The organism is Alcanivorax sp. HI0044, from assembly GCF_001634945.1.
Genome location: NZ_LWEZ01001331.1, coordinates 1 through 1,993, shown reverse-complemented (window position 1 = coordinate 1,993; position 1,993 = coordinate 1). Strand labels below are relative to the sequence as shown.

Below are 1,993 nucleotides of genomic sequence, written 5' to 3'. Positions count from 1 at the left end.
CCAATGTGTATGAGTGGGTGATCAACCAGCAGGGTGATGTGTCCACCTGGATGGGCATGCAGACCTCGGTGCCGGAGCCGCAGCTGCCGACGCTGGGTAACATCAAGACCTATGAAGTCCAGTCGGTGAAGCAGGTGGATGACGGCATGTGGCAGGCGGATGTGCAGGCGGAAATCCTGCGTCCCAAGTCCATCGGGCCGGACCGTTCCCATCTTCCCGGTATTGCCATCGCTACCTTCGATACCCGCGCCGCAAGCTACGATCTTGGAGACATCAAGGTGCCGGCTTCGCAAGTGCAGCGTGATCTGAGCGAAAACCTGTCCATGGCCTTCACCCAGTCCGGGCGTTTCCGGGTGCTGGATCGTTCGTATCTGGCCGACATTGAAAAAGAGCTGCAGACCGTTTCCCAGGGCAGTATCGCGCCGGAAGAAATGGCCCGTCTCGGTCAGCGTAAAGGCGCTGATCTATTGCTGGTGGGGACCATTGAAGACTTCCAGATTGGTGACAGTGATCGCGAGTTCTACGGCGCCAAGATGGGCGGCTACGACCCCTACGTCCGCGTGCGTTATCGCCTGATCGACACCACCACCACGGAAATCCTGTGGAGCGATCTCTACGAGTGGGACAAGCCGGAAGCCACAATCCGTGCCATGGCCCGCGAGCAGAAAATTGATGACCGCAACCATCCGGAACGTCTGGCTGACATTCTCTATCCCGAGATTGCCCGCGCCATCGCCGGCGATGCCACCGACGTGCTCTACCCGGTGCAAGTGATCAAGGTCGACGGCGAGACCGTGTTCCTTAGCCAGGGCCAGGGTCGTCTGGAAAAAGACGGCATCATGAAGGTGTATCGCCCTGCCGGGGAAATGAAAGACCCGGATACCGGCATGACCATCAAGCTGGAAGGCGAAGCGCTGGCCACCCTCAAGATCAGCGACGTACGCCCCGACTATGGCATTGCCCGTGTGGAAGGCGAAGCCGGTGCTCTGCAGGTGGGTGACCGCGTCCGCCCGGACAAGCAGGCCCAAAACGCGTCGGAGCAACCCGCTGGCCAGGCCGCCACCCCGGGCTCCTCGGAAGCCCCCCTCAAGTGGTAAACCCCCAACCCCCGCAACGCGGGGGTTTTTGTTGATGGGAGCAGGATTCCCTGTCGTTTTTTGTAGGAGCACCTCTCGAGGTGCGAACAGAAGCCTTTCCGCAACACCCACAGGTTTGGGCATAATTTATATGCCGGGGTTCGCACCTCGAGAGGTGCTCCTACAGGAAAATCAGACATTGCTTATATTGTGTTGTGATGGGGCAGGTAAGCATGCTTGTCATGACAGCTATCTATCACGGATCGCGTCTGCGTCAGGGGCGATTTTCAGAGCAGGGCCGGATTTACCATGTCACCACGGTGACCAAGGGTCGTTACCCCTATTTTTCCGACAGTCAGCTGGCCAGTCTGGTATGCCGCACGCTGCTCTGGAGCGACCTGTCTGGCGCGACAACAACGCTTTGTTATGCGCTGATGCCGGACCATTTGCATTGGTTGTTCCAGCTTGGGGAAGGCCAAGCGCTACCCGGGGTGATGTTACGGGTGAAAGGCCGCAGTGGACGGCTTTGCGGCGCGACTCTCTGGCAGCGGGGTTACCATGATCATGCGGTTCGCAAAGAAGAAAATATTCGGGAGATTGCGCGGTATATCGTCGCAAATCCTTTGCGGGCTGGCCTTGTGCGTTCGCTAAAAGATTACCCGTACTGGAACGCCGTCTGGCTATAGCCCCCGGTAGGAGCACCTCTCGAGGTGCGAACCGCGCGCCAGCGCGGAAATCGTCCGCATGACGATCAGGAATATCAACACTCGACAGGTTTCAGAAAAGATAGGCGAGCAACGTAAGCGTTGTCGTCTCGCTTCGCTCGGTTCGCACCTCGAGAGGTGCTTGTATGTTTGAATGCTCTTCCTGCAACCATGCAGGACTTGCCGGGGTGGAGGGACCAAAGGAGCATCTGA

The 1,993-nt window shown here is 58.4% G+C and carries 2 protein-coding genes; both read left to right on the top strand.

Annotation, left to right across the window (positions count from 1 at the left end):
• Positions 1 to 1,097 (top strand): CsgG/HfaB family protein (locus A3730_RS19705; RefSeq protein WP_063538736.1); only part of this gene is annotated, 1,097 nt, incomplete at its 5' end.
• A gap of 212 nt (positions 1,098 to 1,309) precedes the next feature.
• Positions 1,310 to 1,762 (top strand): transposase, encoded by a 453-nt coding sequence (locus A3730_RS19700; RefSeq protein ID WP_231884003.1) that lies wholly within the window; start codon positions 1,310 to 1,312, stop codon positions 1,760 to 1,762.
• Positions 1,763 to 1,993 lie beyond the last annotated feature (231 nt).

What these genes read in the sequence shown, in the direction of transcription:
- A3730_RS19700 (WP_231884003.1), top strand. Translation starts at nt 1,310, where the DNA reads ATGCTTGTCATGACAGCTATCTATCACGGATCGCGTCTGCGTCAGGGG.